Raw genomic sequence first — 26,339 nt, 5'->3', positions numbered from 1 at the left:
CAAACGGCTTGAAGCCGGGCATGGGGCGGATCCGCTGCTTGGTGAAACGGTGGTCCGGCTCAACGATGCAATCTGTGAACCACTCTAAAGTCAAAACCTGGATCCCAACGTCTTGAGGCATTTCGTCCACACGGCTTTGGAAATGGCAATTGCACGTTTCTAGAATTCCGGAAAGCAACCACGCATCATTGTAACCACACCGGTTCATATGAAGTTTGCGGTATTACCCTGCGTGCGCGCGCGCAAGCCGTATCAATCCGGAGTTCCTCCGTGTTTCCAGTCTCCCTTGATGAGCCGGAGATGAAAGGCCGGGAACTTCACCAGTTCTTCCCAGAGCAGAAGTGACAGCACCCATACTGCTGTAAAGTCGAAACAGAGCACCGCCAGGGCGGTCGCCGGAACCCGAAATAGCCATTGCGCCCAGACGAAGATGTGCATCACGTAGATCGTGTCACCGCTCGCCCTCAGCGTATTGCCGCAAATCGCGTTTGATCCCTTGGGAAACGGCAGTAGTACCAGCACGGGCAAGAAGCCCAGAAGGACATTGCGGGTTACCGCATCCAGATCGGCGTAGAGCAAGCCAGCGGACAGGCAGACCGCCAGATAAAGGGTAGCAACCAGTCCGGCTGCGACGAAGGCGCCGCGCCAGGCACTGCGGAGGAAACGGTTCAGCACGTCCTCGTGCACGCCCTGACCGAGAAGTTGCGCTACGATTATGCCCGTCGCCTGCGCCCATTGCATACCGATGGTGCCGGCCACCATGATCCACGGATTGATTATGGTCATCGCGGCAAATTCGCTGAGACTCATTTTTGCGTAGATGAGTGTGCAAACATGCGTCGCGAGTGTCGCGCTGATGAAGGTTGCCGCAATGGGCAAGGAAAATCCGAGATGGCGCCTGAGCGTCTTGAGGAACCCGGTTTGCCGCCAGCCCTCGACGTGGCGAAGGTACCCGGCGTAGCGCACCAGCCGCGTCGCGAGAAAGAGGACCTGGACGGCAATGGCGATGGCGCTGCCCATTGCGGCTCCGGTGACACCGAACGCGGGTAGCCCTAAATATCCATGTATCAGGACGATGCTGGCCGATATGTTGACCGGCAGCGACAGGCAAAAGCTGTAAAGAGGGATCTTGGGGCGACCGCAACCATTGAAATAGCTCGAAAGGCATTGTCCCACGGCTTCGCCTAGAATGACAATCGAGAATACGGACAGGTAATTTTGTGCCAGTCGCGCCACTTCCCCCGTTGGTGCCATGGCTTCGATGACCGGCTGTCCGAACAGGGATATCGCGGCCAACCCGATTACACCGACAATGAGATTGACCGTCAGGCCGGAAGCCAGCGCCGATTTCAGAAAAACAGGATCTCCGGTGCCGACAGCCTGTGCCGTGCGGATCTGCATGGCATTCGAGAAAGCCAGAATTCCACCGAGCACAAATCCGGCGATCGCTCCTGCAATCCCCATCGCAGCGAGGGATGTTTCACCAAGTGCCGACACCAGATAGGCATCGATGACGATCGTGCCATGGAGAAAAACAGCCTTGAGCGTCATCGGCCAGGCGAGGGGAAGGACGCTCTTGTAGTTGGGATCTCGATCACCCACGGGTGCGGTCCCGGATGCAGAAGAAACCATGTGCTCGAATTGTTTCGGATGTGTCGCAGTTGCGACGACACCTAGACCGGACCCGGCGAAGAGGTGGAGGGCATCGCAAAGTCAGTTGTTCAGATCGTGTCAGCCGTCAGAGGGCTCGAAGAAATGAGCGTTCGTCTTTGAAATGCTGTTGATCGTTTCGTCCAGCCGCGACAGGTGCAGCATTCCGGTTTCAACGGCACGTTCCGGGTCATGATCCTTGACCGCTTGCGCAATCGCGCGGTGGTCTGAGACCAGTTCAGGCATGCGATGTTCCTTGGAAAGGCCAAGCATGCACAGGCGATCCACCTTTGATTTTTCCGTCATGATTACGTCGAACGCGAAGTCTGCGCGTGCAATCATGCAAAATGTCTTATGGAACGCATAATCGAGCGCCCCGAAGCCTTCAACATCCTGTTCCTCGATCGCCTTGACCTGGTCGACAAGGCAAGCATCGAGCAAAGCGGCTCCCTCAGCATCACAATGAACGGCTGCGCGCTGCAAGACTTCCTTTTCAACGGCTGCGCGAACGAAGCGTGACTTGACGATTTCGCGGGTCGAAAACCGCTTTACCACGGTTGCCCGTTGAGGACGGATCAGCAGGAGGTCGAGATTGGCAAGTCTGCTAAAGGCGTCTCGCACCGGCTGGCGCGAGACCCCGAACCGCGCTGCGATATCGGCCTCCGAGATCCTTTCACCGGGCAAGAGGCGCAGTGAAAGAATCTCCTCCCGCAAATAATCAAAAATGTCATCGACATTGGTGCGCCGCTCGCCGAGTTGAATTAGCTGCGTCATTGAATCATCTCCGATTTCTATTTTGTTCGATGCTTCCAACGGGTCGCAAGCGGAGGGCCGGCGAGCGGTTGGCGGGTCGCCTGCCACTTTGCTGTTGCTTTGCCGGTATTACAGCTCCTTGCATACCGCCCCTCAAAGCCGCTCGTAAAGTGGCGATCCTTCCAGCGGTCGAATGCAAGACGCCGTGGCGTTAGCATATGAAGCGACATCCCCCTTTGCTCGTCGCTTCCGTTCGTTGGATGCGTCGGGTCTGGATCGTGTTCGAGCGATCATCACATTGCCGAGGTTCGGCCGCTAGCACACGTCCTGACAGGCTTGCCTTTCCGGTTTTGTTTCAGCCGTTTCATCGAATGCCGAAAGTTTCGTCCGGCCGGAATTCTCTGGCCGCGGTCGGCGCGTATTGCGATCGCGCAAGGAGAAGCGGCATTCCAGCATAACCCCAGGGTCGAGCAGGATTGCGGACGATGAGATATCGCGCTGAACGCGGCCCTGTCCCCAGAAGAATTCATTTTTCCATCGTTTCCAATTCCTTGGCTGCATTTCACGACCTTACTCCAAAAAATACTAGTATACCAGTATAAATTCTAGTATACCAAATTTTGACTGGAGGCCGACGGCGAACGGGAAATCGCGGAATCGGCCGGGAAAAAGCCAGAAATTCGCTGGAGGAGCGGAAGGGAGTGAGATGTCTGGTCTGCAGCTGAACGGTATCGTGAAGGCTTATGGCGCTCTTCAGGTGGTCCACGGAATCGACCTTGAGGTGCGCGAGAAGGAATTTGTTGTTCTGGTCGGCCCGTCGGGCTGCGGCAAGTCCACCACCCTCAGGATGATTGCCGGTCTCGAAGAAATCACTGACGGCGACCTGACCATTCATGGGCGTCACGTCAACCGCGTCGCACCGAAGGACCGGGACGTGGCCATGGTGTTCCAGAACTACGCGCTGTATCCGCATTTGAATGTTGCGGACAATATTGCCTTCGGCCTGCGTATTCGCCGTGAAAGCAAGGACAAGATCGCTTCCTCGGTCGAGGAAGTGGGGGGCATTCTGGGTCTGACGCCCTACATGGATCGGCGTCCGGCCGACCTCTCGGGAGGGCAGAGGCAGCGTGTTGCCATGGGGCGCGCGATTGTCCGCCGACCGAAGGTCTTTCTGTTCGACGAACCCCTTTCCAACCTTGACGCAAAGCTGCGCACCCAGATGCGTGCCGAGATCAAACGGCTTCACACCCGCCTGGGCGCGACATCGATCTACGTTACCCATGACCAGGTAGAGGCGATGACGCTGGCGGACCGGATCGTGGTCATGCACGAAGGCAGGATCGAACAGATCGGCTCGCCGATGGAGTTGTTCCTGAACCCCGCCAACACCTTCGTTGCTGGGTTTCTCGGGTCACCGCCGATGAATATGGTCAAGGCCCGGATCACGAACGGAACAGAAAGCCCGCGTGCGGAGTTCGGGGGGCAGTCGATTGAATTGGCGCCCATTGCCGCGTTGCAAAACAATGTCGGCCGGGAAGTCATTCTCGGGATTCGTCCGGAATATGTCGATGTCGCCGCCGAAGGTCAGGCCGGCAGAGTCGAGGTCACGCTTGACCTCGTTGAGACGCTTGGATCGGAAGCACTGATACACACCACCTTGCTCGGTGAACCGTTTATCATCCGCGCCGGCACGATTGGTCAGATGAACGTCCTCAAGGGTGTTTCGGGTTTCTCGGTGAAGCCACACCTTGTTCACGTATTTGATGCCCAAACCGGCTCGGCCTTTCCGGGACAGGGTGCCGAGCAATGAGCAAGGAACTGAACCCGGCCATCGGTCAGACTGAAGAGCTCGTCATCGAGGCGAGGGAAGCGACACGCCGCCGCAAATCCAGCAGGATCGAACGCGTCGGAGACCATCTAAGACGGGAATGGCAGCTCTACGTGATGCTGATCCCGATGATCCTGTGGCTGCTGATCTTCCTGTACAAGCCAATGTACGGACTTCAGATCGCTTTCAAGGATTACAGCGTCTTCCGCGGCGTTGCGAACAGCCCCTGGGTCGGACTGGAACATTTTCAGACGCTGTTCGGAAACGACCAATTTCTGCGGGCGCTGAAGAACACGGTCATTATCAGCTTTTACGGGCTGCTTGTCGGGTTCCCGATGCCGATCCTCCTGGCGCTGATGTTCAACGAGATCCTCAATCGGACATTCAAGAAAACCGCCCAGACAATCGTCTATCTGCCGCACTTCATCTCGTCGGTAATCATCGCCGGCATCGTTATCACGGCATTCTCGCCGTCGGCGGGCATCGTCAACACGGTTATGGGGTGGTTCGGTCTTGATCCGATCTACTTCCTGACGAAGCCGGAATGGTTCCGTCCGATCTTCGTGGGAACGGGTGTCTGGCAGGAGGCGGGGTTCCAGTCGATCGTTTATCTGGCGGCCATCGCCGGTGTCTCGCCAACACTCTATGAATCGGCGGTTGTCGACGGCGCCAATCGCTTCCAGATGATGTGGAAGATCACGATCCCGTCGATTCTGCCGACGATCATCATCATGCTGATCATTCGTATCGGCAACATGCTCGAAGTCAGTTTCGAGATGATCATCCTTCTCTACCAGCCGGCGACTTACGAGACGGCGGACGTGGTCAACACATTCATCTACCGACAGGGCATCCAGGGCGGTCAGTACGACCTCGCAGCCGCCGCCGGTCTCTTCAACGCCGTCGTCGCCTTCATCCTGGTGATGACCGCTAACACGATCTCCAAGCGCTATTCGCGCACGTCGCTGTGGTGAGGAGGGCGGACCGATGAGCAACATGAATCTCTATTCCCGCGGGGACAAGATCTTCGTGATCGTCAACATGGTGCTGATCGCACTCTTCACGATCTCGACGCTCTATCCGTTCATTTACATCGCCTCGCTGTCGATGAGCTCGGGGTTCGAGGCCCGTGCGGGCAACGTGATCCTGACACCGGTGGGTTTTACGCTAGAAGCCTACAAGCAGGTGCTCTCCGAGCCGGAATTCTGGACCTCCTACAAGAACACCTTCATCTACACGATCGGCGGAACACTGATGAGCCTCGCGTTCATCATCCCCGGCGCCTATGCGTTGTCACGTCCTCAGCTCTGGGGACGCAGGTTCTGGAACCTGATGGTGGCTTTCACCATGTGGTTCCACGCAGGAATGATTCCGTTCTTTCTCAACATGCGGGATCTGGGTCTGCTCGACAGCTATTTCGGCATCATCATCGGGTTTGCCGTCAACGGCTTCAACATCATCCTGCTCCGCAACTTCTTCGAAGGCATTCCGAAGAGTTTCGAGGAAGCGGCACGGATGGACGGGGCAAATGAATTCCAGGTTCTCTGGAAGGTCTTCATCCCCTTGTCGAAGCCGGCCATCGCTACCGTTGCCCTGTTTTGCGTGGTTTCCCGATGGAACGGGTTCTTCTGGGCAATGGTACTGCTCCAGGACGCGGACAAGATCCCGCTCCAGGTCTATCTGCGGCATGTCATCGTTGAATTGTCCGACGACGAGGAATTCGCCGGCACTCTTATCAACGCGGCCTATTCCTTCGAGACGGTCAGCGCCGCGATCATCGTCTGTTCGATCATCCCGATTCTGTTCATCTACCCGTTCCTTCAGAAGTATTTCTCGAAGGGAATCCTGCTGGGTGGAGTGAAGGAATAATTCTGAAGCGCATAAGAGGAGGATATCATGCGTCTACTAAAGCTCACTCTGGCAGTTCTGGGCACCACCGCCTTGACCCTACCGGTTCTTGCCGACGAACATTTGCGGATCGTGGACGAGCCGACGGAACTCACCATCCACATGCATTGGCCCAGGGCCCAGGGTTACGGCGTCGGCGGCGACGCAAACAAGCCTTATCCGGTTGAGTTGAAGGCGCGCGAGCTGACCGGAATTGCTCTGAAGGATGCGACAGCGGGCAAGAACACTACAGACTCCAACGAAGCGATGAACCTCCTCATTGCCCAGGGCAATCTGCCGGACATCGTCGCAGGTCACCTCATCCAGCAACCCGTCAACGAATACGGCCCGCAGGGAGCTTTCCTTCCGCTCAACGACCTGGTCAAGGAACATGCTCCGCACATTCAGGCTTTCTGGGACAGTCATCCCGGCCTTCAGGAAGCGATCTCGGCCTATGACGGCAACTACTACTACATCCCCTATCTTCCCGACGGAAAATTCGGCCGTGCCTGGTATATCCGTCAGGACTGGCTGGACAAGCTTGGCCTGGAGCAGCCGCAAACGGTCGATGAATACTATGAGGTCCTCAAGGCATTCCGCGATCAGGACCCGAACGGCAACGGCCTGAAGGACGAGATTCCCTATTTCGCCCGCCAATGGGAAGAAGTAAACCGGCTCCTTACCCTCTGGGATGCCAGGTCATCCGGCTCCGACACCTACCACGATTTCTACGTCAACGATGAAGGTTCCGTGGTGCATCCGTACGCTCAGGATGCCTACCGCAACGGCATTGCCAACATCGCCCAGTGGTACGCGGAAGGATTGATCGATCCGGAGATTTTCACCCGCGGTTCATCTTCCCGCGACTACCTGCTCTCCGAAAATCTCGGCGGATCGACGCACGACTGGTTCGCTTCCACCTCGGGTTACAACGACGCGCTCAAGGACAAGGTGCCCGGCTTCAACTTCATTCCGTTCCTGCCGCCGGCATCCGCCAAGGGTGTGCGCATGGAAGAGCATCGCCGCATTCCGATCAAGCCGGACGGCTGGGCAATCAGCTACCAGGCGGACGATCCGGTGACGGTGATCAAGTATTTCGATTTCTGGTTCACCGAAGAAGGTCGGCTCCTGTCCAACTTCGGTGTCGAAGGCAAGACCTGGGACATAATCGACGGCGAGCCTGTCTACAAGCCCGAAGTCCTGAACAGCGAAAGTCCGGTGAACAGCCAGATGTACCTGGAAGGCGCGCAAATCCAGCGCGGTTACTGGCAGGACTACCGCTACGAATGGCAATGGACATCCGAGGCCGCGCGCAAGGGTATCGAGCTCTATGACGCCAATGACCTGCTCATCGACCAGTTCCTGGGCGTCGCCCTGAACGAGGAGGAGCAGACGGTCTACGACAAGTTCTGGCCTTCGCTGCGCACCTACATGCTGGAACGCCAGCAGGCGTGGATCCTTGGATCCGGAGACGTCAATGCAGACTGGGACGACTACGTCGCAACCCTCGACAAAATGGGCTACTCGCAGGTCATCGAGGTGATGAACTCGGCCTATGAGCGTCAATACGGCGACTGACCGAACCAGACGTTCCGTCCGCCGGTTGCCGGCGGACGGACCTTCCACCGCAATCCACCAGAAGGCACCAGGATCACCTTCGATGCCAATAGCTTCCCCCGACCACAATGACTATCTCGATGAACCCGCCGCGGGGCGCCTCAATATCCAGTATGCGCCGGGCCCCGGTGACAGACTGGTGGAGAACCCTCCAAGGTTCACGTGGCTGCCGGTCGTCGAGGACGAAGCGCGTTACGTATTGCGAGTGTCGACCGATCCGGAATATGCAACGGCTACTACGCTGGTGTTTACCCGTATTCCGCTCAATTTCTTCACGCCGGACTCAGTGCTCGATCCCGGGACCTATCATTGGTCCTATGCGGTCTGGGACGACGAGAAGGGTGTTCCGGCGACCAACTGGAGCGCCAGCCGCAAATTTGTGGTCCCGTCCGGCTTGCCTGAGACACCTTTGCCGGGCCGCGATGAGCGCTATGACACCGTGGAGCCGGCTCATCCGCGACTCTGGCTGGGCCCGAAGCAACTCGCTGCTTTCCGGGACTCGGTTGCAGCAGACCCGGAGCATTGCACGTGGTCAACATTTTACGAGAAAAGCGTCAGGCCCTGGATGGACCGCCCGGTTATGGAGGAACCTGCGGGCTACCCGAACCACCAGAGGGTCGCCCACGTTTGGCGCAAAACTTATATCGACTGCCAGGAACTGATCTATGCGATCCGACATCTCGCCATAGGTGGTCACGTAACCGGCGACGCCGAAATGCTGGCGCGGGCGAAGGAGTGGCTTCTTGCGGCGGCCGCGTGGGATCCTTCAGGAACCACCTCACGCGCCTATACCGACGAATGGGCATTCAGGGTCACCGATGCTCTTGCATGGGGCTATGACTGGCTCCACGACGACCTGAGCGAGGACGAACGCGAGACCGTGCGCACCGCACTGCTGGTCCGCACCCGGGAAATCGCCGATCACATCATCAAGAACGCCAATATTCAGCTCTTCCCGCATGACAGCCACGCGGTTCGTGCAGTTTCGGCAGTGCTCATCCCGGCGTGCATCGCGCTGCTCGACGAGGAGCCGGAGGCGCGTGACTGGTTGGACTATTCAATCGAGTTCCTGTTCACAGTCTATTCGCCATGGGGGGACCAGGACGGGGGCTGGGCCGAAGGGCCGCATTATTGGATGACCGGCATGGCCTACCTGATCGATGCCGCCAATCTTCTGAAGAACTATACCGGGCTCAACCTCTATGAGCGTCCGTTCTTCCGGAAAACCGGCGACATGCCGCTCTATACCAAAGCGCCAGACACGCGGCGCGCCACCTTCGGCGACGACAGTACCATGGGCGACCTGCCGGCAGTGAAGATCGGTTACAACTTGCGCCAATTCTCCGGGGTGACAGGAAACGGTGCCTACCAATGGTATTATGACGAGATCAGGCGCACCAATCCCGGGACCGAGATGGCGTTTTACAATTGGGGTTGGTGGGACTTCAATTTCGACGAAATGGTCTACCGCCATGACTGGCCACATGTCGACGCGGCGCCTCCGGGCGACGACGACAGGCTGCGCTGGTTCAAGGGTATCGGCTGGGTCGCGATCCAGCATCGGATGGGAGAACCCAGGGAGCACATCCAGTTCGTCTTCAAGTCGAGCCCGTTCGGTTCAATCAGCCACAGTCATGGCGACCAGAATGCCTTCTGCCTGGCTGCCTTCGGCGAAGACCTTGCGATCCAGTCGGGCCACTACGTCGCCTTCAACAGCACCATGCACCAGGCCTGGCGAAAGCAGACACGATCGAAGAACGCGATACTGATCAACGGCAAGGGCCAATATGCGGACCGCAACAAGGCGCTTCAAATGCAGTCCACGGGGCAGATCCTTGCCGCCGAGGAACGGAGCAATCATATCTACATCAAGGGAGACGCGACGCCGGCCTATTCACTTGTTTCGCCCGAAGTGACCCGCGCCGAGCGCGAGGTCTATTTCTTCAACGACAGCTTCTTCGTGTTTGTGGATTCGATCGATGCCGACAAACCGGTCACGGTCGACTGGCTGCTGCATGCCAACAACCCGTTTCACCTGGGCCGCTCATCCTTCCGCAACACCGGTGAAAAGGCCGGCTTCTACGGAGAGATCCTGTGGTCCGAAGGTGGCAAACCGGTGCTCGGCCAGGCAACAGGCTTTCCCGGCGTCGACATGAGCGAGGTCGAGGGGCTGCCGGTCAGTACCTGCCTGACAGCTCGGTTCCCCGCGGCCAGCCGCCACCGCATCGTGACACTGCTTGTACCTTATCCGAAGGACGAGCCTCGCCGGATTTTCCATTTCATCGACGACCAGGGCTACGACGCGGACCTCTACTTCACCGACGCACAGGAAAACACGTTCAAGGTCGTGGTGAAGAAACTGGCCGGTACCGGCATCTGAAGATAGCGGTCTCGCGCATTTACGATACTTATCTGACACCAAGGAGCAGGATTGTGGACGTAGACAAATATGTCCCGGGCAACGAGATCGAACTCGAGATGCATAGCCATCCCCCCGAACAATTCGCTAACGTCTTGCCCGGCAAGGTCGATTTCAAAATCGACAGCGTCCCGATCTTCAATTGAGCGGACCCACCCACATGCGCTTTCTTGCGATCGGCGAATGCATGGCCGAGTTCGCGCCATCATCCCTTCCGGGCGACTATCGTCTGGGATTTGCCGGCGACACCTATAACACAGCATGGTATTTGGCTCGGCTTCGTCCGGGACGAAGTGTGTCCTACTTCACCGCGATCGGACCTGATCCCATCTCCCAGATGATGCGCGAGGCTCTGGCTGCCAATGGAATAGACACGACCTGGATAAGAACCGTGCCCGATCGCACGGTTGGTCTCTACCTGATTTCGCTGAAAGACGGCGAACGCAGTTTCGCCTATTGGCGAGGTCAGTCGGCGGCGAGGTTGCTCGCCGACGACGCGAAGGCGATCGCAAAGGCCGTCAGTGACGCTGAACTGGTTTATTTTTCAGGAATTACACTGGCGATATTGGAACCTCCGGGCCGCGAGGTTCTACTGAACGTACTCAGGCACGCCCGATCGGTTGGAAAGTCGGTCGCCTTCGATCCCAACCTGCGTCCGCAGCTGTGGGCCGACACGGCGGAGATGGTCCGGTTCGTGGCACTGGGCGCTGCTGTCAGCAATATCGTGCTGCCTTCGTTCGCAGATGAAGCCCGATGGTTCGCAGACGCAAATCCAGCGGCGACGGCTCACCGTTATGCCGCAGCGGGCGCCTCGACAGTGGTCGTGAAGAATGGTGCCGCCCCCGTCTACTACCGGCAGGGCAACATAAGCGGGACAATGCCTGTCCCGTCCGTGACGTCGGTCGTCGACACAACAGCAGCCGGGGACAGTTTCAACGCAGCGATCCTGGACGGAATACGGGAGAACGCACCGTTGAAGGCAAGCATTGACCGCGCCTGTCGCCTCGCCGCTCAAGTCGTTGCTGGCAAGGGAGCGCTCGTCACGTTCGACATGGACGACTGAGGCCTGGAACGACTGGCTAGCAGCACCGATGTCCTTTGAGGAGACCGTCCCGTGAAGATAACCGATGCGAAGGTGTTCGTCGGAGGCCCGGCGAAGAATTACGTAACGTTGAAAATTTGGACCGACGCCGGCGTCTACGGGCTGGGTGATGCGACCCTCAACAATCGCGAGACCCTGCCTGCCGCCTATTTGCGTGATCACCTGATCCCGAACCTCATCGGCATGGATCCGCGCAACAGCGAAGACATCTGGCAATTCTTCTACCGGGGGGCCTATTTTCGCGGTGGTCCGATCGCGATGGCCGCCTATGGCGCAATCGACACCGCGCTGTGGGATATCAAGGGCAAGCTTGCCGGCATGCCGGTCTACCAGCTATTGGGAGGCAAGAGCCGAGAAGGTGCATTGGTTTATGCCCACGCAACGGGGGTGGACCTAGAGCATCTGATGGATTCGATCGCCTATTACGTGGAGCAGGGCTTTAAGGCCGTCCGGGTACAATGCGGCATTCCGGGCATGCCGACAGCGTCCTACGCAGTTCCGGAAAAGAAAGTGGATGCTCGGAACTATATCACCAATTTCAGCGGTGTCCGGCCCAAGGTGGAGATCTGGGACACCGACAGGTACATGCGGTTCATGCCGGAAGCGCTTTGCTGGATCCGAGAGCGCTTCGGACCGGAATTGAAGATCTTGCACGATGTGCACCACCGGCTGTTGCCGCGGGAAGCTGCCGAATTCGGGAGGGCCGTCGAGGAGGTGAAGCTGTTCTGGCTTGAGGATCCGACGCCGGCAGAGGACCAGGACGCCCTCAAGATCATGAGGCAGCACTCGACCGTGCCCATTGCCATCGGCGAAGTCTTCAACTCGATCTGGCAATGCAACAAGCTAATCGAGCAAGAACTGATTGATTTCATTCGGATCGCCGTCTCTTATGCCGGCGGGATCACACACACCCGTCGCATCGTCGATCTTGCGGGTTTGCATCATGTGCGCACTGGCTTCCACGGTGCACCGAGCCATTCGCCAATCTGCATGGCAGCCCATGCACATCTGAATGCATGGGCACCAAACTTTGGGATCCAGGAGTATCTCGTACTGGGCACGCCCGAGTGCGATGCCCTGTTCCCGTCGCAACATAGAATGGAGCAGGGCATGGCCTTTGTCAGCGACACGCCAGGTCTTGGAGTTGATTTCGACGAACGGGAAGCGGAACGCTACAGCTATCAGCCCGGCAGCCATCCGGTCGTCAGGCTGACAGACGGCACGATGTGGAATTATTAGAGCATTTCTCGACAATATTGGATCATTTGATGAGGAATTCCGGCTCACTCGGCCAGGCGTGTCGCGCAGCGCGATGCGGTGCATCGTGCAAGCGGCGCAACGACGCCGATGGACCGGAATTCTTCACCCCGGACAGGCTGAAGGCATTAGAAAGCAAAGCTGAATTGGGCCGGGCGATTTTGCCCTCTGGCGTCGTTGGCTTGCCCTTGTGGTGGGCCGCACCACCGCGGGCAAACCGCCTAGCCAGAGGGCAAAATCGCCGCGGTCAAATGATTCAATATTGTCGAGAAACGCTCTAGGCGTTGCATCCATAAACGGCAATGTCCGGTTCTGACCGTAGTTAAGACTTTAGCTGACGATCCGACATTGTCGCCAGACCGACTTGGCCGCATCGGTTGGTTGTGCAGCAAAGGTCTACTCCGAAACCCATTTTGACCGATTGCACCGCATGGATGAATGACCGGACTGTCGTGCATAGGCCCACTTTCGGACAGCATGCAGCGCGATCCCCAGACCGACCTCTGCCGCAAAGTGCCAAACGCGCTGACCAGACAATGATCGGATTACGTCTGGCGGTTTGGTCAAGTGACATGCGAATCCTGCAGATGATTGCAGGCAACTCAATATTAGTATATTAACAGTTAGGATGTTATGTAACACGCCGAAGCTTCATCTCCTGCTCCACTCGGCCGACCTAGTTGAAGAGCTGCTTCGCATTCAGCTTTTGCCGCTTGCCATTAGGCCCAGGCAAGCCCGCATCGTGGACGCGCTGCATCGGATGGGCGCGGCCTCCCAGGTCGACCTGGCACGGGAGTTCAACGTCTCTCCTGCGAGCATGAGCACGATGACCGCCCGCCTGATTGAAGGCGGCTTCATCAGCCGTGAGACCAACCCCGACGAAATGCGCAGCAACGTGCTCCGGCTCACCGAATACGGGGAGGCGCTTCTGGAAGACATCCGGGAAGCCTGGGTCGAGGTCGACAGGATCATCGAAAGTGCGATCGGCCCGAAGCGGGCGGACGAACTCGCCAATCTGACATTGGCCCTCCGCGACGCGCTTGGCGGTCGCCCTCCCGGTCAAGATTTTGCCGGGGGCCGAACAGAGCGACAGCAGCTGACCGACTGACTTTGGCTGCCGATGCGTTCCAGTGGTTATTCAATTGAAAAGGACTGACTGTGCAAAGACCCCTTATTGCAGCGGCATTGATAGCCGCTTCCGCTACCTCCCTCAACGCCGAGACATTTTCAGCCGATGTCTGGGCCGACAATTGGTTCGAGATGCGGATTGACGGTCTGCAAGTCGCTGAAGACAGTGTGCCGATCACGACCGAGCGATCCTTCAATGCGGAGAGTTTTGAATTCGAAGCCGACCGGCCCTTCGTGATCGGCCTTGTCGCCAAGGATTTCAAGGAAAACGATACCGGGCTGGAGTACATCGGAACCAGGCGGCAGCAGATGGGCGATGGCGGCGTGATCCTCCAGATCAGAGATGCTGCGGGCGATACCGTCGTGGTGAGCGATTCCGGCTGGCAGTGCCTTGTTACGCACACCGCTCCTCTCGATAAGTCTTGCGAACGCTCGGCAAACCCGGTCGCGGGCGAAGGGGCCTGTGGCTTCGCGGCGCTGGACGAACCGGCCGGTTGGGATCAGCCCGGGTTCGACACCTCCGACTGGCCTGAGGCTATCGTGTATCCGGCCCGTGCGGTTGATCCCAAGGGCGGCTATGACCGGATTGACTGGCTCGATACGGCAAAATTCATCTGGGGTCCCGATCTTGAACAAAGCAACACAGTCCTTTGCCGGGTGACAGTCCAATGAAACAGCCGGTTCATTCCGCCTTCGCCGCCAGCGCGTTTACGTTGATCCTTTTCGGTTACGCTACCGTTCCGATCGCGGCCCACGATGATCATTGCTCCGCCGTGAAGGCCTCTGTTGCGGATGCCGGTTTTGACGACAGTGTCACCGTGACCTGCACTAACGATCATGCTGTCATTTCATCGGACACCTACCCTGATCACGAGATGATGACTGGAATCGTTGGCACAAACGAACAGGTGCCCGTGCCTGCAGAATATGCGGCGCCGATTATTCTAAACCCTGTTTTGACTGACACGCCTCTGACGCGGGATGCCGCGCTCGGCGTCGCAATAAACGGCGTACCGATCTACGACTATACCACCGGAGGCGAAATGGCCGAGGCCGACCTCGCCCACCATCAGGCACAGCACGACACGTACCAGACACATCAACTGGATGTCTGCGGTGGCCATGCCGGGCGCGGCGACGATTACCACTACCACATGGCTCCGACCTGCATGATCGAACAGATGGAAAACAAGGGAGATGACGCCATCATCGGCTGGGCATTCGATGGCTACCCGATCTACGGGAACAACAACCCCGACGGTTCCCCGATCGCGGACGGCGACCTGGACATCTGCAACGGTCAGCCCGACGCCACCTTTGGCTACCGGTACCACACGTCGTCCGACGCTCCTTATATCGTTCAATGCCTGATGGGACAGGTGGCCGATTTCGACCGTTTGCCCCGCGTCGGGCCGCTCAAAGCCGCGTCAGGTGCAGGTACGCAACCGGGACGTCCACCTCGCGGCGGCGTTGAGGACCTTGTTTTCACCGAGAAAGACGACGGCAGTCGCAGCATGGATTATACCTATCGCGGCGAAAGCTACTACATCCGCTACGCGCCGTCCGAGACGCCGGGCTGTTACGATTTCACGACGCGAACTGTTACCAATGGCGGCAAAGAAATGACTGGCGAGTTTTGCAGATGAAACGGCATGTGACCTTAGGTGATCAGCCCCACCTGAGTGGTCCAGTTTGAATGTTAGTGCATGACCGGTCTTCGGTCCATCGGGACGATGGTTTGTGGCGCCGGAGGGAAGGTCCCGGGTCGAGCCCGGGACGGCGACGTTGTTGTGAACGGCCTGCTTCATAGCCTTTCAGGACCGCGCTGCACGGCGGTCGACACCGGTGCGGGAGACCTCGACAAGACCGCAGTGCACTGACTTTGGTGCCGGCAAAAACTGGCTTGCTCGATCAATATCCGTCCGCGATCTGCGGCTCGGAATACACGACTGGATTGCGCTTGGCCGAGCACTCCGGACGGTATTGCCAACTTGTTGCTCACTCTTGCTCCCCGGAGATCCTGTGAATTGCACGCGCTGTATCGCCATCCACCACAAGCGTTTTGACGATGCCGCTTTCGAGCAAGCCGCAGGCGTAGCGGCATTCTGCGTGATCTGCGGAGTCCATAAGGCGATGTCACGTTAACTTCCGGTCAGCGCCTTGCGTTGTAGAGGCGCGAGCATGAGTACGTCCGCAATCAGCTACAAGCGTCATCGCTTTCCTGCCGAAATCATCGCCCATGCGGTTTGACTGTATTATGGCGTTGGTGCGCGGATCAGCCGATGAGCGGAGCTCGTTCATTGATGGGGCCGCTTATTTGGTTGCTCCCGCCGATGCTTGGCAACAAACGGATTTCGGGCGTCCGCAGGCGAGCATTCGGTTCAAAATCGTGACCCCGATTGCAGCCTCTGTCTGTTGAGCGAGGAATAACCGAGCGCGCAAACGTGGTCCAAAAATGCCTTTGTATCGACACATCGCGGTTTCAACCAAAGTTCGTTTGTCGTAGCCGGTTGATGCCTGCCATTTCAGCCGGCCATCTTTCTGCATGGAGGTTATGTGGTCGTCTCTCTGGCGGCATGCTTGGACAATAGGCCGTTCAACCGCGTTCGAGCGCGGTGGAATGTTGACCCTTGCGCCTGCGCTGTGATGGAAAACAGCGTCGTAGGTTGGGTAGCCATCATAGGCTCCATCGGCCGTGAAGTTGTCGATCTCATCATCGATCTGATCCAACAACGGCTTCAGCTGCGAGGTATCGCCGGTTTCCTGATCTGTCAGGCTATGGGCAATGATCTCGCCACTGTCAGCATCGACAGCCAGATGCAGTTTTCTCCAGCCACGCCGGGACTTTGTCCCATGCTTTTCTTCCAGCCATTGACCGGTGCCATAAATCTTCAGCCCGGTGCTGTCGACCAGAACGTGAAGCGGTGCATCTGGCGCAGCCCGTCGCTCGACAGTTGGCATCCAGGTTCTTGCCCGCCGACTGAGTGTCGTGTGATCGGGCACACGCAGATCCAGTCCCATCAGCGCAAGCACCGAACTTAAAAGACCTTCGCTTTGGCGCAGTCGCAGGCCGAATGCCATACCCAGCATCAACGTCGTCTCAATGGCCAGATCAGAGTAAAGCGACTGGCCTCCACGCGTCTTGCGACGCGGGGCAGTCCAGCCCGCCAAAGCTTCCGGCGTCATCCAAAGAGTCAAACTACCGCGGCGGTGAAGGCCCGCCTCATACTCCGCCCAGTTCGTTACCTTGAACTTCATCTTGCCGATGTGATGGCGGCGACTGGCGTTATGTTTATAGGGCATGCTGGACCAATCAAGTTGGTTTCGATCGCAACCGAATAAGCAGAAATCGTTGAATTCTCATTCATGCACCAAAGCCACACTCAAGCAACATTTCCATGACTTCAAGCAGGCTCAGAATAAACCGTAGGTAAAGCCAAACTGCATGAGCGACAATTCGCAGCGCAAATCGGTGACGCTTGAAACAAATATCGAATGTCTGCACTTCCGAAATCTACGTCCAACCAGAAACCCTGCCAACTGCAAGCTAGTTAACGTGACAACGCTGCCGAGACTTCCGGCCGGAACGCAGGTGGACGCCGACGGCGCATCTCGCGCACGAGCAACAGACACGGGAACCCGCTCCCGTGCGCCCGCTGGCTCAAGGGCTGGCACGACTGAAGGACGCGACGGGTAGAAGGCCCGGATAGCGGTGTCTGCCTTCATTTGTGGAGGTTCTCTGGGCAGCGGGTATTTCCGGTTGCTTTCACAGCGAGCGGAATACACGATCCTATCCAATCAAGACGGTGTGCTCGGCGTTGCCAACCGCTTCGTCGTCAGCACTGAACTTGTTCCAGCAAGTGGCCAGGACCCCGGGAAGTAATCTGGCCAGAATATCTTCTATTGTTCTTTCGCCACCGACCCGCCTATATGTGCCTCGCGCCGGCTCGTTGTGTTCGGTGTGCCGGCGCGGCCCGGGGAGCCATAACGAAAGATGGATGAAGCGAACGTGGACGATCCGATCGACAGCCTTCCGGAACAGCTGGAGCGCGCGCGGGTGGCCTGGTTCTACTTCGTGGGTGGCCTGACTCAGCAGGAAATCGCGGCCAAGATGAACATGACCCGGTTGCGGGTGAACAAGATCATCGGGCAGGTGCGCGAGGATGGCGCGGTTCAGATCGATGTCAGGCTTCCGCTCAGCGATTGCATCGCACTGGCCGAGTCGGTCGCTGAGCGCTACGGGCTCGCGGAGGCTACGGTCGTCCCGGACGTGCCCGACTTTCTGGAACAGAAACGTGTCATCGGGGAAGCGGCGGGAGCGATGGCCAGCGGCCTGATCGACGGTCGCGACCTGGGCATCGGTATCGCGACAGGCCGAACTCTCAGCTTTGCAGTGCGCCGTCTGAACGCTCGGCCGCATGCGGACAGCTGGGTCGTCGGCATGACCGGTGGTGCCACGCGTTCATCCGGCACCAATACCTTCGAGGTGGCCACCAGCTTTGCCCGCAAGCTCGGCGTCGAGTGCCATTATCTGACCGCACCGCTCTATTGTGCCTCGCCCGAAAGCTGCGAAGCCCTGTTGCTGATCGACGAATTGACCGATGTGCTGGCACGGACCGAGATTGCCGATCTGGGCATCACCTCATGTGGTTCGCTGGCAGAGGATACGACGCTGACGCAGATCAGGGTCGTCAAGGACAATCTGGACGACATCTTGAAAGGGGGGGCAGTCGGCGAGTTCCTGGGCTGTTTTCTGGATGCGCAGGGACGTCCGGTCGATCACTTCCTGAACGATTCGATCATCGCGCTCAGTCCCGAGAAACTGAAGCTGAAGCCGATGTCGATGCTGGTTTCGGGCGGCATCGAGAAAGTGCAGATCATCCGTGCGATCCTGCGCGCGGGGTATGTCAACCGGCTTGCCACCAACGAAGCCGTAGCCCGCGCTCTGATGGCCGGGCCACGATAGCATCGGATAAAAAAAGAGCGTGGACCATCCGCCGTGATCCACGCTCCCTGCCGTTACGCGGGCTGCCGGGCTTCCGCAAGAGCGGTGGCCATCGCACGCAGTGTGATCCAGGTCGAAGCCGCACCCGGGTCGATATGCCCTTTGGATCGCGCGCCCAGCTTGGCAGAGCGGCCGCGCCGGGATTCAAGAGCGGCCGTGGCCTTCATGCCGTCCTCGGCGCCGTCTCGCGCGGCATTGATGACGTCGAGCTCGGAGCCGTTTGCCGCGGCTTCCCGCGCGCGCTCCACTGCGGGTACCCAGGCGTCGATCATCGTCTTGTCGCCGGGATCGGCGCGGCCCCGATCGCGTACACCCTGCAGAGCAGCTGCCAGCCATTCCACCAGGGCATCGGCATCCAGGTTCAGACAGTCGCTGACCGCGGCTCCCGCCCGCAGAAAGGCGGTAGCGTAAAGCGGCCCCGATGACGCCCCCACCGCGTCCAGGAAGGCTTTGGCCATGCGCTTGCAGCTGCCTTCGATGGTTTCGTCTTCCTCGGCATTGGCGAGCGCGCTCTGGACTGCCTTCCAGCCGATTTCCATGGTCACGCCGTGATCGCCGTCTCCGATGACACCGTCCAGTTCGGACAGCCAGTCGCGTTCGGCAATGATCTCGTTGCCCGCGCGTTGCATCATGGCGCGGAACACGGGAGGGGTGATCGCGCCTTCGCGCTTCAGGTCCGTGACGGCCTTGGTCTTGCCCGGCCGCTCGCCGGTCAGGGCGGTTTTTCTTACCGACCGGGCGCTGTTTGCCACCGCGCCCTCGACGGCGCCGACCGTCAGGGCCGGTGTTCTGCAGGGGTGGTCCAGCAGTGTCGTCAGTTCGTCGTCCAGCTGGATGAGCGTGATCGAAGCCCCGGCCATTTCCAGGGACGTGGCATATTCGCCGACCCAGGAATGATGAATTTCAATGCCTTTTTCGTCCAGGATCTGCTTGAGTCGGTCAAAGATGATGTAGAGTTCGATCAGCGAGGTTGAACCGAGACCATTGACCAGCACCGCGACCCGGTCACCTTTTTCCGGCGTCATTTCGGACAGGATCGCGTCGAGCAGCTCGTCGGTCACCTGATCGGCGGGGGCCAATTTCTCGCGGCGGATGCCCGGCTCACCGTGCAGGCCCATGCCGATCTCCATCTCGTCGTCACCGATCTCGAAATTCAGCTTGCCGGTCTGCGGCAGGGAGCAACCCCCGAGGGCAACGCCCATCGACAGCGTGGTGTCATTGGCCTTGCGGGCGAGCGCTTCCACCCGGGCGAGCGGCTCACCCAAGTCGGCGGCGGCTCCGGCAATCTTGAAAACAAAGAAATCGCCCGCGATCCCGCGCCGTTCCGAGCGCCGTTCCCTGGGCGCGGACGCCACGTCGTCGGCAACCTGGATCTGGCGCACCTGCGTTCCGGCTGCTTCCAGCTCCTCCGCGGCCATGGTGAAATTCATCACGTCTCCGGTGTAGTTCCCGTAAAGGAAGAGCACACCTGCACCGCCGTCGGCCGCGCGGGCCGCGTCGAGGATCTGTTCGGGGGAGGGCGAGGCGAAGATGTTGCCGACGGCGGCCGCATCGGCCAGTCCGCGTCCGACATAGCCCGCGAAGGCCGGCTCATGACCCGAGCCGCCGCCGACTACGATGCCAACCTTGCCGTCGCGCGGTCCGTCGACGGCGACAATGGCCCGTCCCGTGCCGCCCTCGCGCGTCAGCATGTCGGGATGTGCCGCCACCATGCCCGAAATCAGCTGCGGGATGATGTCCTCGGGCGCGTTGATGAGTTTTTTGGTCTTTGTCATTTGAATTCCACTTAGTCAGGTCATGCGCCGTCGCGGCGAATATAGCGGCGGGAAATCGCATCGAACGAGATCGCGAGGACCACGATGGCACCGGAGACGACACCCTGCCAATAGGGCGAAACGCCGAACAGGACGATGATATTCTCGATGATGGCGATGATGCCGGCACCGAAGATCGCGCCGATTGGCGATCCGACGCCACCGGTTGTCGCAACCCCGCCGATCACCGCCGCGGCGATCGGCGCCAGCACCCAGGACTGGCCGATGGAAGGCTGCGCCGTGCCGAGACGGGCGACCATCAACAGGCCTGCGAGCGCCGACAGCATGCCGGCGAAGGTGAAGACGAGCAGCCGGATCCGGTCGACGCGAATGCCCAGCATGCGCGCGGCCGCCGCATTGTTGCCGATGGCATACATGTAGCGACCCATCGACGTCTTCATCGTCAGGAAAAGAGCGATGGCCAACATGACGAGCATGATCAGGAATGGAACCGGCAAGCCGAACACGTCGCCCCGGCCCAGAAACTGAATTCCCTGCGGGATGCCCGTGATGGCGACCCCCTTGGTCAGCACGAGAATTGCGCCGCCGTAGATGCCTGCCGTGCCGATGGTCAGCACTAGAGAATGCAGCCCGAGCGCCGTCACCAGAAAGCCGTTCAGGAAGCCGAGAGTCATTCCCAGAAGCAGCGCCAGAACCACGGCCGCGCCCCAGGGCAGGCCCGCCTGCACCATGAGCATGCCGGAGACGACGCCGCACAGGCCGCCGATGGTACCAAGCGACAGATCAAGCTCTCCCAGGATCATCAGCGACGATTGCGCGATGGTGACCAGCCCGACAAATGCCAGTCCGCGTGCGATCACGGACATGTTGTAGCCTGAGAGGAAGTACGGCGATATCACGGCCGAGACTGAAAAGATAACGACTAGCGCCACGAAGACGCCTGCGAGCGGATTGCGGGCCAGGATCGCAAGCGCGGATGGCGCGCGCGTCCGAGTGGTGGTTTCAGTAGACATTGGAAGCCCCTGCGTCATTCCGGGTCTGTGCGTCAGTCCCGGTCCCGGTGGCGAAAATCGCGCCGACCAGTGTTTCGGTATCGGTGGCGGCGGCATCGAAGTCGCCGGTGATGCGGCCTCCATGCATGGTGATAATCCGGCTTGCGCAGCGACGCAGTTCGGTCATCTCTGAGGAAATCAGGATGATGCCTACACCTTCTTCGGCCAGCTGCTTCATGATCCTGTAGATTTCCGCCTTCGTGCGGATATCGATACCCTTGGTCGGCTCGTCGAAAATCAGGATACGGGGCGTCGTGGCCATGGCCCGTCCGATGATGGCCTTCTGCTGATTGCCGCCCGAGAGGTTGGAAATCCGCTGCCCCTGGCTGCTGGCGCGGATGCCGTAATCATCGATCACCCGGCGCACGAGTGTGTGCTCTTTGCCGAAGTCAATGCCGACGGTCCCAGATGTCAGGGACAGCACGGAAATCCCGATATTCTCACCAAGTGACAGGAGTGGAAAGATCCCGTGATGTTTGCGTTCCTCGGACAGATAGAGCATGCCGCTCTCCACCGATGCCGCCGTGTTGTTGAGACGCCACTTGCGCCCCTCAACCTCGACATGACCGGAGGTCGCCTTGCGAAAGCCGAAGATGGTCTGCATCAGTTCCGAGCGGCCTGCCCCGACCAGCCCGGCAAAACCGAGGATCTCCCCGCGTCTGAGGCGAAAGCTGATGTCCGTGAACATGTGTCCCGACAGCTTGTCGACAGTGATGATGGTGTCGGTGACGGGGCAGGTCGGACGGAAATTGTCGTCGATCGCCACTTCGCGACCGGACATGGCCCGGATCAAGGCGGCTTCGTCGATATCGTCGACCTTGCCCGCCTCCACCTTCCTGCCGTTGCGCAAAACGGTATAGTCATCGCCAATCTCGAACACCTCTTCCATCTTGTGTGAGATGAAGACGATGGCGTGGTCGCGGTCCAGAAAACCGCGGATCACCTTGAAGACGCGTTCCACCTCGCGAGAAGTCAGGGCCGAGGTGGGCTCGTCCAGGATGAGGACCTTCATGTCCTTGTTGGTCGAGGCACGGGCAATCTGCAGGAGTTGCTGGTCGGGTACGGAAATGTGCCGAACCAGATCGGACGGTCTTGCATCGATTCCGAATCTGTCGAGATATTTCTGAGCCTCGGCTTCCATCCGGCGGCGGTTCACGAACGGGCCATGCCCCGTGCGGTCGAATGGCATGAACAGGTTTTCTGCCACGCTGACATCGGCAAACAGGGACAATTCCTGCGGCACATAGGCGATGTTGCGGAACAGGTCTGGATGGTCCGACGTGTTCTTGCCATCTATGGCGACCGTGCCGCGTGTCGCGCGGTCGGCCCCCGTGAGGATCTTCACCAATGTGGATTTTCCGGCGCCGTTCTCACCGGCCAGAATGTGTGTCCGGCCAAGTTCCACGTTGAGGTCGACGTCGTCGAGCGCGGTCACGCCGGGGAAGTCCCGACCAAGTCCGCGCGTCTCGAGATAAGCCATGTCTTCTCCCTAGCCAAGTTGAAGCGGCCGGCAGAACGCCGGCCGCGCGAGACGGCTCAGCCGTCTACGTTTTCCTTGGTCAGGAAGGCATTGCCCGTATCGAGATACTGCGGTACCGGCGCGCCGGTGGCCTGTGCCCAGAGCAGCATGACCGACCAGTAGCCTTGCAGTTCCGGCTGGGAGGCGGAAGAGCTGTCGGCGACGCCGGAGCGGATCATGTCAAGCATCTCCGGCAGGTTGTCCAGTCCGACCAGCGTGACCTGATCCTGCTTGCCAGCCTCGATAATCGCCTGGCCGATACCGATCGGTCCGGCGGCGTCGGACGCGACCCAGCCGTCCAGGTTCGGATGGGCCTGCATGATCGCGGCCGCCTGTTGCTGTGCCGTCTCGATGCTGTCGTTGTCAATGCCCTCGGCAACGACCTTGATGCCCTCATGCTCAGCGAAGACCGCGCGGTGGCATTCGGCGCGGATCGAATGGTTCGGTGCTGTCGGTACGCCCATCATGATGGCGACTTCGCCTTCGCCGCCGAGCACCTCGACCAGCCGGCGAGAAGCGATCTTGGCCTGTTCACAGAAATCCGAACCGATATAAGGAATTGCCATTCCTTCGGGTGGGATCGAGTCGAAGATGACCAGCGGAATGTCCTGGCTCTGTGCAGCCTCGAGCGAGCCGCGATTGCCCGACGGATCGAGCAGATCGATGGCGATGCCGTCGGGCCTAGTCGAAATCGCGCTTTCCACGATCTGGACCTGCTGAACGACGTCTGCGGTCTGCGGGGCGGAATAGACGATCTCGATGTCCGCGCCGGTCTGTGCTTTCAGCGCGTCGGCGGCCATCTGCGCGCCGTCATTGACTTTGTCGAACCACGGATGGACGACCTTCGGCACGATCAGAAAGCGATAGCTCTCTTTCTTGACAGTTCCGGCCACATCCTGTGCGGCAGCGGCCAACGGCATGGCAATAACCATCCCCGCCAGTATAGCGGTGAGCTTTTTCATGATTTCCTCCCAAATCTGTCGCCGCTTTCATGAGCGGCCTTTCTGCCGACAGGGCGTCTGCTCACTGCCGGTTTCCATAAAATACATATGTAAAATATAAATTACAAGTATATATTCAGAGCTATCGTAACTCCCCAGGAGTAGCAGTGAACTGATGCGGTCGATGCCGCTGGGTGGGGGCATCGACCGCATCGGCGTTGTCACGTTAACCGGCTTGCAGTTGGCAGGGTTTCGGTTGGGACGTAGATTTCGGCAATGCAGACATCAGATATCAGTTTCAAGCGTCACCGTTTTGCGCCGCAAATTGTCGCTCACGCAGTTTGGCTTTACCTACGGTTCAATCTGAGCCTGCGTGAAGTTGAGGAAATGTTGCTTGAGCGTGGGATCGACGTTTCCTATGAGACAGTCCGTCGTTGGATCGCCAAATTCGGCCCCCAGATTGCACGAAATCTGCGAAAACGGCAGTCCCGCCCTAGCGATGTTTGGTATCTGGACGAGGTCGTCGTGAAATGCGCTGGAGAAAAGTTCTGGCTCTGGCGCGCGGTCGATCAGCATGGCACCGTCCTTGAGGAAATATTACAGAAGCGCCGCGACAAAAAGGGCTGCCAAACGCCTGTTGGTGGCGTTGATGAAGCGCTATGGCTTTGTTCCCAAACGGATCATCACCGATAAGCTGCGCTCCTACGGCGCAGCAAAGGCGGACATGGCCCCTGGCCTTGACCACTGGTCGCACAAGGGACTCAACAATCGGGCCGAAAACAGTCACTTGCCGTTTCGAAAGCGTGAACGAACAATGCAAGGCCACCGGTCGCCGGGAGCGCTCCAACAGTTCGTCTCCATGCATTCGGCTATTCGCAATTGCTTTTCAATTCCATCCCGCCGCCGTGCCGCACAGACAATTCGCTACCATCGCTTCGAAGCGTTCGACGCATGGAAAATTGCGGCCTGCATCGCCTGAAAATTCCGGAATGTTCGGCCCTTCTAAGCCTGCCAAACTTAACGTGACAACGCCTTGCCGCCACCGGTCGGGGCAAACATGAGGTAGTTGCCCGGTGACTGCGGCTTGTCCGACACATGGAACTGGAAGGCGTAGTTCTGGCCCGTGGGGGTCTTGAACAGACGCACCGGCCGGTCGCCGAACGGGCTTGACCACAGACCGATTGGCGAAAACTGGAACGGCCACAGGGCCGCGACATTGCTCTCGGTGATCTTGAGCGGCCGCAGCAGCTTGTCCCGGCCGGGCATGCGGTTGAACCATGCCGTTGCCGCGCCGACTGTCTCGCAGCAGTAACGGATCCGCGCATTGTCGAGGATGGACGTAACCTGATCGATGAGGGAGGTCAGCTCGGCCTCATTGCCAGCCCGCACGGTGATCTGGAATTGCGTTTCCTGAAGCTGCTGAGAGTTGTTCAAGAGGTCTTCGTTGACCGCTTCCAGCTCGGCCAGGACAGCACCCGTCCCGAAATAGTTGTGCTTCTGTTCGGTGATTTGTCGGGTGAAAAGGGCGATTTGCTTGGTGCTGTCGAGCGGCTTGACGATCTGACAGACTTCCAGCTCACCGCTGAGTGCCAGCAGACGGGACACCAGCATGCTGGAAACGGTTTCCGGCCAGCCGCGAACGGCAATCACGCGGTTGAGCGTCTGGTGCGGCGTAAACGTGTCAATCGCACCGTCTGTCGATACGTGAATGTCAGAGGCGGGCAGGTTGGCGCTGATCCCGGCACTAAGACGCGCAATCTCGGGTTTCAGCTCACCGCAGACCAGATAATTCAGAACACGTGTCAGCTCGCACGGTTGATTGTGCTCTTGGGCGGCAGGGACCGGCCGGATGTTATAATCCGTGAACCCGCTCAACAGGCCACGAGACGTTTTTTCCAGTTCCGCGGAGGTCTTCGTTGTGAGAACCAGATACCAGACAAGCGAATAGGCGTTCTGGTAAAGCCGTTGTTCCGCTTCGCCGACTTGCTTCAAGGTCACCGATGGCCAGTCAGCCTGGAAGCTCACATCGCGGCGGCGTTTGATGCCAAAAACACGCAGCGAGGACCCGGCACTCAAGAACTGATGGAAGTTGCTGGCGCGGCCCCTTGCAAGCGCTTCCTGCTCGCTGATGTTGCGTGTCTCATAGGAGAGGCCGGACAGGGAAAAGACGCGGACGAAAGACCCGTCTTTGAGAGAGACGGTTTGGTTGTCGGCAAGCAACTGGTCAAATTCCAGTTCGTTCGCCAGCCAGTCCTGCTCGACGTCCCCAAGCAGGTATTTGCGGCCTCCGGAACTCACCAGAGCAGCAGCGCCGACGGCAGCGGCGCCTGTCAAAAAGGTACCAAGCAGCATTATCGTGCAGCCTTCTTTTTGGAGGTTTTGAGCGGAAAACCGGCGATCAGGCGG

19 protein-coding genes and 3 pseudogenes are annotated in these 26,339 nt (G+C 58.9%); 13 read left to right on the top strand and 9 right to left on the bottom strand.

Annotated features, from left to right (window positions below):
* Positions 1 to 252: 252 nt before the first annotated feature.
* Together Q666_RS53410 and Q666_RS53405 are read right to left on the bottom strand one after the other, a co-directional pair.
* Positions 253 to 1,602, bottom strand: coding sequence for an MATE family efflux transporter (locus Q666_RS53410; protein WP_161633228.1), 1,350 nt, complete (start codon positions 1,600 to 1,602; stop codon positions 253 to 255).
* Positions 1,603 to 1,731: 129 nt separating this feature from the next.
* Positions 1,732 to 2,424, bottom strand: coding sequence for a GntR family transcriptional regulator (locus Q666_RS53405; RefSeq protein ID WP_022999608.1), 693 nt, complete (start codon positions 2,422 to 2,424; stop codon positions 1,732 to 1,734).
* Positions 2,425 to 3,109: 685 nt separating this feature from the next.
* Between Q666_RS53405 and ugpC the strand changes: the two genes are divergently transcribed.
* From ugpC to Q666_RS53350, 11 genes are all read left to right on the top strand, one after another.
* Positions 3,110 to 4,213, top strand: a complete 1,104-nt coding sequence (gene ugpC, locus Q666_RS53395; protein WP_022999606.1) for a sn-glycerol-3-phosphate ABC transporter ATP-binding protein UgpC — start codon at positions 3,110 to 3,112, stop codon at positions 4,211 to 4,213.
* The gene (locus tag Q666_RS53390; protein ID WP_022999605.1) at positions 4,210 to 5,205 is read left to right on the top strand and encodes an ABC transporter permease subunit; all 996 of its coding nucleotides are present in this window, start codon (positions 4,210 to 4,212) and stop codon (positions 5,203 to 5,205) included. Before ugpC ends, Q666_RS53390 begins: the two co-directional genes overlap by 4 nt.
* 13 nt (positions 5,206 to 5,218) lie before the next feature.
* A complete protein-coding gene (locus Q666_RS53385) occupies positions 5,219 to 6,100 on the top strand; it encodes a carbohydrate ABC transporter permease (protein WP_022999604.1) in 882 nt (293 codons plus the stop codon).
* 27 nt (positions 6,101 to 6,127) lie between these two features.
* Positions 6,128 to 7,696, top strand: coding sequence for an extracellular solute-binding protein (locus tag Q666_RS53380; RefSeq protein WP_022999603.1), 1,569 nt, complete (start codon positions 6,128 to 6,130; stop codon positions 7,694 to 7,696).
* Between the two features lie 82 nt (positions 7,697 to 7,778).
* Positions 7,779 to 10,115 carry a DUF4962 domain-containing protein gene (locus Q666_RS53375; protein ID WP_022999602.1) on the top strand — a complete coding sequence of 779 codons (2,337 nt, stop codon included), beginning with the start codon at positions 7,779 to 7,781 and terminating at the stop codon, positions 10,113 to 10,115.
* A 53-nt stretch (positions 10,116 to 10,168) separates the two neighbouring features.
* Complete coding sequence (locus Q666_RS66800; protein ID WP_022999601.1) at positions 10,169 to 10,300, top strand: hypothetical protein; 132 nt, start codon at positions 10,169 to 10,171, stop codon at positions 10,298 to 10,300.
* Between the two features lie 14 nt (positions 10,301 to 10,314).
* Complete coding sequence (locus Q666_RS53370) at positions 10,315 to 11,217, top strand: sugar kinase (protein ID WP_022999600.1); 903 nt, start codon at positions 10,315 to 10,317, stop codon at positions 11,215 to 11,217.
* A 51-nt stretch (positions 11,218 to 11,268) separates the two neighbouring features.
* Positions 11,269 to 12,495 (top strand): D-mannonate dehydratase ManD, encoded by a 1,227-nt coding sequence (gene manD / locus Q666_RS53365; protein ID WP_022999599.1) that lies wholly within the window; start codon positions 11,269 to 11,271, stop codon positions 12,493 to 12,495.
* A gap of 646 nt (positions 12,496 to 13,141) precedes the next feature.
* Positions 13,142 to 13,621 carry a MarR family transcriptional regulator gene (locus Q666_RS53360; RefSeq protein ID WP_081713314.1) on the top strand — a complete coding sequence of 160 codons (480 nt, stop codon included), beginning with the start codon at positions 13,142 to 13,144 and terminating at the stop codon, positions 13,619 to 13,621.
* Between the two features lie 50 nt (positions 13,622 to 13,671).
* On the top strand, positions 13,672 to 14,313 hold the full coding sequence (locus Q666_RS53355; RefSeq protein WP_031268858.1) for a PEBP family protein: 642 nt from the start codon (positions 13,672 to 13,674) through the stop codon (positions 14,311 to 14,313).
* The gene (locus Q666_RS53350) at positions 14,310 to 15,287 is read left to right on the top strand and encodes a YHYH protein (RefSeq protein WP_022999596.1); all 978 of its coding nucleotides are present in this window, start codon (positions 14,310 to 14,312) and stop codon (positions 15,285 to 15,287) included. Before Q666_RS53355 ends, Q666_RS53350 begins: the two co-directional genes overlap by 4 nt.
* 667 nt (positions 15,288 to 15,954) lie before the next feature.
* Here the strand turns inward: Q666_RS53350 and Q666_RS0133600 are convergent.
* Entirely contained in the window at positions 15,955 to 16,944 is a 990-nt protein-coding gene (locus Q666_RS0133600) for an IS5 family transposase (protein WP_022999593.1), read from the bottom strand.
* 73 nt (positions 16,945 to 17,017) lie between these two features.
* Positions 17,018 to 17,146 (bottom strand): annotated as a pseudogene (locus Q666_RS66795) (IS6 family transposase); the annotation flags it as partial.
* Positions 17,147 to 17,635: 489 nt separating this feature from the next.
* On the opposite strand from Q666_RS66795, the gene Q666_RS53345 reads away from it, so the two are divergent.
* A complete protein-coding gene (locus Q666_RS53345; protein WP_022999592.1) occupies positions 17,636 to 18,607 on the top strand; it encodes a sugar-binding domain-containing protein in 972 nt (323 codons plus the stop codon).
* 53 nt (positions 18,608 to 18,660) lie between these two features.
* On the opposite strand, the gene dhaL is transcribed toward Q666_RS53345, so the two are convergent.
* From dhaL to Q666_RS53325, 4 genes are read right to left on the bottom strand one after another with little or no spacing between them, the layout of a single operon-like run.
* Entirely contained in the window at positions 18,661 to 20,421 is a 1,761-nt protein-coding gene (gene dhaL, locus Q666_RS53340) for a dihydroxyacetone kinase subunit DhaL (RefSeq protein WP_022999591.1), read from the bottom strand.
* Between the two features lie 20 nt (positions 20,422 to 20,441).
* Positions 20,442 to 21,434 (bottom strand): ABC transporter permease, encoded by a 993-nt coding sequence (locus tag Q666_RS53335; RefSeq protein WP_031268856.1) that lies wholly within the window; start codon positions 21,432 to 21,434, stop codon positions 20,442 to 20,444.
* The gene (locus Q666_RS53330) at positions 21,424 to 22,953 is read right to left on the bottom strand and encodes a sugar ABC transporter ATP-binding protein (protein ID WP_022999589.1); all 1,530 of its coding nucleotides are present in this window, start codon (positions 22,951 to 22,953) and stop codon (positions 21,424 to 21,426) included. The genes Q666_RS53335 and Q666_RS53330 overlap by 11 nt, the downstream gene beginning before the upstream one ends.
* 56 nt (positions 22,954 to 23,009) lie before the next feature.
* A complete protein-coding gene (locus Q666_RS53325; RefSeq protein ID WP_022999588.1) occupies positions 23,010 to 23,954 on the bottom strand; it encodes a substrate-binding domain-containing protein in 945 nt (314 codons plus the stop codon).
* A 255-nt stretch (positions 23,955 to 24,209) separates the two neighbouring features.
* Between Q666_RS53325 and Q666_RS53320 the strand changes: the two are divergent.
* Positions 24,210 to 24,912 (top strand): annotated as a pseudogene (locus tag Q666_RS53320) (IS6 family transposase).
* Between the two features lie 38 nt (positions 24,913 to 24,950).
* Here Q666_RS53320 and Q666_RS53315 read toward each other — a convergent pair.
* A pseudogene (locus Q666_RS53315) lies at positions 24,951 to 26,339 on the bottom strand (type IV secretion system protein B4); the annotation flags it as partial.

Origin of the sequence: Labrenzia sp. C1B70, from assembly GCF_000475395.1 — a bacterium.
Classification (GTDB): domain Bacteria; phylum Pseudomonadota; class Alphaproteobacteria; order Rhizobiales; family Stappiaceae; genus Roseibium; species Roseibium algicola.
Note: the sequence above shows the minus strand (reverse complement) of the source record. Positions and strands in the feature narration are given on the sequence as shown.

Bases quoted from the DNA above. Each gene is read 5' to 3' on its own strand.
- Q666_RS53405 (WP_022999608.1), bottom strand. From the start codon at position 2,424: ATGACGCAGCTAATTCAACTCGGCGAGCGGCGCACCAATGTCGATGAC.
- ugpC (WP_022999606.1), top strand. From the start codon at position 3,110: ATGTCTGGTCTGCAGCTGAACGGTATCGTGAAGGCTTATGGCGCTCTT.
- Q666_RS53390 (WP_022999605.1), top strand. From the start codon at position 4,210: ATGAGCAAGGAACTGAACCCGGCCATCGGTCAGACTGAAGAGCTCGTC.
- Q666_RS53385 (WP_022999604.1), top strand. From the start codon at position 5,219: ATGAGCAACATGAATCTCTATTCCCGCGGGGACAAGATCTTCGTGATC.
- Q666_RS53380 (WP_022999603.1), top strand. From the start codon at position 6,128: ATGCGTCTACTAAAGCTCACTCTGGCAGTTCTGGGCACCACCGCCTTG.
- Q666_RS53375 (WP_022999602.1), top strand. From the start codon at position 7,779: ATGCCAATAGCTTCCCCCGACCACAATGACTATCTCGATGAACCCGCC.
- Q666_RS53370 (WP_022999600.1), top strand. From the start codon at position 10,315: ATGCGCTTTCTTGCGATCGGCGAATGCATGGCCGAGTTCGCGCCATCA.
- Q666_RS53360 (WP_081713314.1), top strand. From the start codon at position 13,142: ATGTTATGTAACACGCCGAAGCTTCATCTCCTGCTCCACTCGGCCGAC.
- Q666_RS53350 (WP_022999596.1), top strand. From the start codon at position 14,310: ATGAAACAGCCGGTTCATTCCGCCTTCGCCGCCAGCGCGTTTACGTTG.
- Q666_RS0133600 (WP_022999593.1), bottom strand. From the start codon at position 16,944: ATGCCCTATAAACATAACGCCAGTCGCCGCCATCACATCGGCAAGATG.
- Q666_RS53345 (WP_022999592.1), top strand. From the start codon at position 17,636: ATGGATGAAGCGAACGTGGACGATCCGATCGACAGCCTTCCGGAACAG.
- dhaL (WP_022999591.1), bottom strand. From the start codon at position 20,421: ATGACAAAGACCAAAAAACTCATCAACGCGCCCGAGGACATCATCCCG.
- Q666_RS53335 (WP_031268856.1), bottom strand. From the start codon at position 21,434: ATGTCTACTGAAACCACCACTCGGACGCGCGCGCCATCCGCGCTTGCG.
- Q666_RS53330 (WP_022999589.1), bottom strand. From the start codon at position 22,953: ATGGCTTATCTCGAGACGCGCGGACTTGGTCGGGACTTCCCCGGCGTG.
- Q666_RS53325 (WP_022999588.1), bottom strand. From the start codon at position 23,954: ATGAAAAAGCTCACCGCTATACTGGCGGGGATGGTTATTGCCATGCCG.